Here is a 5,784-nt window from a genome sequence, read left to right on the forward strand (position 1 = left end):
TCTTGGAATGGAAGCAATGCACCACTATCTCATGAATCTAGGCTTCCTGTTAAGAATATTTCAGAAGGCACCTATATAATTAAAGTGAGAACCTCGGACAATGCCTTAATCAACAAGAAAGTTGTTGTGAAGCAGGAGTAAAAAAGACTTTTATAAAACATAAACTAGCGGCCCTTTCGGGTCGCTTTTTTTATAACTACTATTTAGGACAGCATTCACCCAGTTTCAAGTGGAAAAAAATTAAGCTTTACGGAAGCCTTAGCGTTGATATTTACCCCACCCCTTTCCCATACATTCTAACTACCTATAACTGAGCAATATCATTGCCTATCACAAACAATACCCTTAACTTTGAATTAAGTCAAAAACCTAAGATTATTAGTATTACAGAATCGATCTTAACCATTCACTTAATTAGGTCCACTAAAGAAGGATTAAGATTGCAAAACAATTATCGGGTTACTTCTAGGCAACACGAAATGATGTCAGAGATTTTAACCTAGGGTTTTGTTAGTTTCAAAAGAACTACAAGCCAAATTTCCCCATAAAATTATACCACCTACTAGTATTTAACGGGAACTAATATTTATAAACCTTTTAAAACACGTTTCATATGAACACCACTTTAAAACAATTAAAAAACATTCGTTCGGAAAATTGTATCAGTATTATAATGAATACCCATCGAACAAAACCTGATTATTTAAAAGATCCTTTACAACTTAAAAACCTCATTAAGGATGCTGAAAATAGGCTGATGGCTGATACCGACAAAAAAACGGCCCAAAACCTAATAAACAAAATAAAGGAATTGGCAGAGCAAATTGACCACAGTCGTAATATAGAAAGTCTGGTACTTTTTGTTAATGAGCAAGTAGCAGACTATACCAGGTTACCCATTAAGGTAGTGGACCGCGTGGTTATAGATGAAACCTTTGCCACTAGAGACTTAATTAGAGCTATGCACACAGAAGCCAATTATTATGTTTTGGTTTTAAGTCAGGAGAAGGTTAGACTGATTGAAGCTTCAAATGATAAAGTAGTCAAAGAATTTGGCACCCCCTTTCCCATGGAAAATAATCAGTCTTTTTCAAGAAGCAGCCCTGAAACTTCTATTGCTTCCCGTCGCTCTAGTTTATTGGCCGAATTTTTTAATCAGGTAGATAAAGAGGTAAATATTTTGAGACAGCATAATCCGCTGCCAGTGTTCATTTGTTCCATGGAAGAAAACCATTCAGAATATTTAAAAATTGCCGATCAGCCATCCAGTTTTTTTGATTTCTATCTTAATAAAAATCAAATTGCAGAAAAAGACCATGCCATCGTTAAAGAAGCTTGGAAACTTGTAGAGGCAAAACTTGTTAAGCAAAACATCTTGAGAAAATCAGAATTAGATAAAGCTGTATCTGAGAACAAATTCCTAAGCGACACCAACGAAATTTATAAGGCTATTAAGGAAGGGAGAATTCAAACACTTTTTATCGAGCAAGGCTTGTTTCAACCGGCGATAATTGAAAATGAGGAAATTATTTATGTGACCAGCGACCAAAGAACTGACACGGATGTCATTGACGATATCTACGACGAACTTATAGAGCTCCAAATGAGCTATGGTGGCGATGTGGTATTTCTTCCTAAAGACGACCTACGCCAGTTTAATGGTTTTGGAGCTATAACCCGTTACTAAACAGAACAAGTATAAACGATTTTTTTTATAATTTAGTAGACACTATTAACAATAAATATCATCAACTATGAATTCAGATAAAAAAGTGGTTGTTATTACAGGCGGAGCCGGAGGAATTGGTCAGACTTGCGCCAAAGTTTTTAAAAACGACCCTTTGATTATAACCGACTACTCGCAAGAGCAGGTAGATAAAACGGTAGCAAGCTTAACCAAGGAAGGCTATCAGGCCATTGGATTTGCCTGTGATATTACCAACAAAGAAGCTGTTGAAAAACTGGTTGATTTCACTTCAAAAGCAGGCACATTAAAAGCCTTGATTCACACGGCTGGAGTTAGTGGTACAGTTCAAGACCTTAAAAAGGTGTTTACCATTGATTTAATAGGTACTGATATTCTTATAAATGCTTTTTATAAGATTGCCACCAAGGATTCTGTAGCTGTGCTCCTATCCTCTATGATGGCGCACGTTGTTCCAGCCAATGAAACTTATGATCAGGCACTTAGAGATCCACAGGCAGCAAACTCATTTGAAACGGTAGCACCTTTTGTTAAGGGCAATTCGGATATGATGTACAACTTTGCTAAACGTGGGGTTATTCTACTTTCCCATAAGTATGTGGATGCCTGGGGCGCAAAAGGAGCACGATTGGTAACAGTTTCGCCTGGAGTTATAGAAACTCCTATGGCCTTAAAAGCTGCAGAAGAACATCCAGAACGCATGGAAATGATAAAACAAGCCACGCCTTTAAAAAGAAACGGTCAATCCCAAGATATAGCCGATGTTGTAGGCTTCCTAGCTAGTGATGCTGCTAGGTTTATCACCGGTACAGATATTTTGGTAGACGGTGGTGTGATTCATAATATTAAAAAAATGAATTAGGGCTATTGTTTAGGACTTTTATCAAACTGAATGGCGTTTGTTACCTTCAACATACTTCTACTCATAGCATATAACCATCGCAGTTGTTCCCAAACTAAATGCGCTTCTTGATAATCTCTTTCTGAAGATGAATCTTCTGAAGACATGAAGCGCATTTTATTTAATAATTGCTCGTTAAAAAAAGCTGCCTCATTAGGAATATTAATGGCTTCTTTAGACTCGTTATTCTTTAAAGCTATCAGAACCAAGCTTAAATTGTTATCTATTTTACTTGTAGCTTCTTTAAACATTTCAGAAGCTTTTGTGGTTGGATTATGCTGAATATAGGAACTTAAAGAGGCTAGTGAGGATAAAAAGGTATGGTTTAGCTCTACTAGTTCGTATATTTTATCAAGATTTTTTTGTTTCGATTTTGGCTCTTGTGCCATACGCTGAAAAGCTGAGTTTAGATTCGATGTTTCTAAAAAGGCTTTTTTTCGAGACACTTTATAACTGGTTGTCACGTGCCCCTTATCCTGATACAATTTGATTATTTGATTTAGGAAACCCCTGTTTGCTTCCACACTCGTTTCTATATTTTCGTTTATTTCCGAAAAGCTCCAGGCTGGCCATAGCCAAAGCATGGCAAAAAACGACAGACCAGCTCCTAAAACCGTATCGATAATTCGGTATTGAATCACGGACAACACGTCTGGTTGTAAGATGGCGTAAATAAACACCACACTCAAGGTAATAAAAGTTGCTGAGGCTTTATAATTCCTTTGAACCATAGAAAAGGCTACCACTAAGGATAGCACACCTAAAACGCCATAAGCAATTGGGTTTTGGATTAAGAATACCACTCCTGTAGCGATAACCCCACCTATAAGTGTCCCAATAATACGATCTTTAGAACGGGTTTTAGTTAAGCCATAACTAGGACGCATGATTACGATTATGGTAAGAAGAATCCAATACGGGTTTTGAAAGGCAAACACCGTACCTATCACATACCCAATCATTAAGGTAACGGCCAACCTTAAAGAATGTTTAAAAATATTGGATTGTAGACTCAGGTTTCTAACTAATAGCTTCGGGTCGTAATCTTGAGCAACTATAAAGCGTTTTAATTCACGGGCATCTATAAACTCTAAATCGTCCACATTTGGATTTCCTAAAAGCCATTTTATGCGTTTTAATTTTTGGAACTGCTTTTCTTGATATTCCAATAAATTTTGAAGCATCAAATAAGACTCATAATCACTTGTTTTTGTTTCCGATTTCAGGACGTTTATTTGTGCTTCCACCTGTTTAAAACATTCCAACAAATGTTTGTTTTTAGGCAGTTTTGCTACATTATTTCTTGCCCCAGGAATGGTTCTTAGTTGGAGTGCCATTTCAAAAATAAGCTTTTGAAACCCTGCTATGTAGTTTGGATGCTTCTCTAGCAAGGCATCCATTTTATCGTATTTTACCGGATTAGCAACGGCTGTTTCAAGCATTTCCACTAGCTGAACAAAAACAAGCAAGCGCTTTCCTTTATAATTAGACCTTCCTGTTTGTTTGCGTGTATGAACTAAAATTTCCCTTAAGCTGGCATGTTTATCAACCAATTCACTTTGTAAATCTAACAATTTGGTCTGTAATTCATCGCGATTGGTTTGAGGTCCTAGTAATTGTCCACGCGTTTCTAGAAATTCAGCTGTTAGGTTAAAGGTGGTCGCAAACAACTCTTCGGTTTGGGCTTTCGGATTTATATAACCCCACAATAGTGTTAAAAGGAGATACCATACTCCTCCCACTCCAATTAAAACAGCATATTCATAAATTTCAAGGACATCACTTGTATGAGCAAAGCTTAAGACCAAGGCCAGTAATCCGGAAAAGCTGATTAATGAGGCCCTAAATCCGTAAACAGATATGAACGAAATACCAAAAGTTAAAAGTCCCAATACCGGTACCGTTAACCAAATTTTAAACTGTAAATAGCCTCCTATAAAACTAACAATCATAATTAAAAGTGCCGAGAACAAGATGCCATTAATTTTATGATGACGTTTCCCACTCACGTCACTTGGTGAAGACCAAAAGGCACCAAAGCAGATAGCTAAACCAATATCGAGTTGATTAAAAAATATCCCGATCAGTATGGGTATGGTAACTGCTATTCCTATTAAAACAGCTTTTGAGAAATCGCTGCTTTTTAGGAATTGTACAAAATCCTTGTAATTTTTAGATATGATTTGATTGACTTTATCCAAGGTAATTAATTAAGACCTCAAAGGTACAATTTAGCAACTAAATGAAGACTTTTTTTATAAATAAGGAAAAATAAAATATCCTATTTAGAACGCGTTCCCTTCTGCTTAAAAAAATAAAGGATTTCCCTGCTAAAGCTTAAGGTTTTATGTATTTTCGTATTGCAAAGGAAGTAAAGAAGTACATGTTTAGACATCAAGGAAAAAGTCGGACTTTAAAACATAACATTCATCTTGCAACGGTGTTATCGTTTGTTGCTGGACTGGTCAATGTGGTTGGTTTTTTGTCTTTTAAACAACTAACAACCAACGTTACTGGGCATTTTGCCTTATTTGTAAATGATATGTCGGATTTTGAATTTTGGAGAGGAACCATTTATTTCTTATACATTTTTTCATTTCTATTAGGCTCCTTTACATCCAGTTTTTTGATTGAGACTTTTAACGAGAGTAAAAAAATGAATGTATTTGCTATTCCAACCCTCATTGAATCGTTTATTTTAATCAGCATTGCACTTTTAAGTAATTTCACAGGCCTTCTACATCCAAACACCATCATCTGCCTGCTCCTGTTTTCTATGGGGCTTCAAAACTCGTATGTTACAAAAATCTCGAATGCCGTTGTTAGAACCACGCATTTAACTGGTCTTTTCACTGATTTGGGCATTGAGCTTTCTCAACTATTTTTTAGAAAAACAGACTTGTACAGAAAGAGTATAAAAGCAACTATTAAATTACGGATTTATATTATTTGTTTTTTCTTTTTAGGAGGATTGGTAGGAGGATTTTTCTTTTCAACCATAGATTTAAAGTTGAACACGTTGCTTATTGGCGCTGCTGTTTTATTAATGAGTTTGTTTTATGACGATTTAAGGTATTGGCTCATCTTAAAACAAAGAAAGCATAAAAGCCATGTCAAAAACTAAGGTATTAATTCCAAACCTCCTTTTAAGTTTACAAGTTCTCCGTCAAAAGCCCCC

The 5,784-nt window shown here is 36.0% G+C and carries 5 protein-coding genes; 4 read left to right on the forward strand and 1 reads right to left on the reverse strand.

What is annotated here, in order from left to right:
- The 3 genes from VKY41_RS03445 to VKY41_RS03455 all read left to right on the forward strand — a co-directional run.
- Positions 1 to 141: T9SS type A sorting domain-containing protein (locus VKY41_RS03445; protein WP_500813043.1), on the forward strand; the 141-nt coding region annotated here is incomplete at its 5' end.
- 472 nt (positions 142 to 613) lie between these two features.
- On the forward strand, positions 614 to 1,687 hold the full coding sequence (locus tag VKY41_RS03450; RefSeq protein ID WP_500813040.1) for an AOC03_06830 family ribosome hibernation factor: 1,074 nt from the start codon (positions 614 to 616) through the stop codon (positions 1,685 to 1,687).
- Between the two features lie 67 nt (positions 1,688 to 1,754).
- Complete coding sequence (locus VKY41_RS03455; RefSeq protein ID WP_500813041.1) at positions 1,755 to 2,567, forward strand: SDR family oxidoreductase; 813 nt, start codon at positions 1,755 to 1,757, stop codon at positions 2,565 to 2,567.
- A gap of 2 nt (positions 2,568 to 2,569) precedes the next feature.
- On the opposite strand, the gene VKY41_RS03460 is transcribed toward VKY41_RS03455, so the two are convergent.
- Positions 2,570 to 4,807 carry an FUSC family protein gene (locus tag VKY41_RS03460; protein ID WP_500813042.1) on the reverse strand — a complete coding sequence of 746 codons (2,238 nt, stop codon included), beginning with the start codon at positions 4,805 to 4,807 and terminating at the stop codon, positions 2,570 to 2,572.
- Positions 4,808 to 4,989: 182 nt separating this feature from the next.
- Between VKY41_RS03460 and VKY41_RS03465 the strand changes: the two genes are divergently transcribed.
- Positions 4,990 to 5,730, forward strand: coding sequence for a YoaK family protein (locus tag VKY41_RS03465; RefSeq protein WP_500813044.1), 741 nt, complete (start codon positions 4,990 to 4,992; stop codon positions 5,728 to 5,730).
- Positions 5,731 to 5,784: the final 54 nt, after the last annotated feature.

Origin of the sequence: Xanthomarina sp. (genome assembly GCF_035306605.1) — a bacterium.
Taxonomy (GTDB): Bacteria; Bacteroidota; Bacteroidia; order Flavobacteriales; family Flavobacteriaceae; genus Xanthomarina.

Excerpts from the sequence above, each read along its gene's own strand:
- VKY41_RS03465 (WP_500813044.1), top strand. The coding sequence starts at position 4,990 with ATGTTTAGACATCAAGGAAAAAGTCGGACTTTAAAACATAACATTCAT.
- VKY41_RS03455 (WP_500813041.1), top strand. The coding sequence starts at position 1,755 with ATGAATTCAGATAAAAAAGTGGTTGTTATTACAGGCGGAGCCGGAGGA.
- VKY41_RS03450 (WP_500813040.1), top strand. The coding sequence starts at position 614 with ATGAACACCACTTTAAAACAATTAAAAAACATTCGTTCGGAAAATTGT.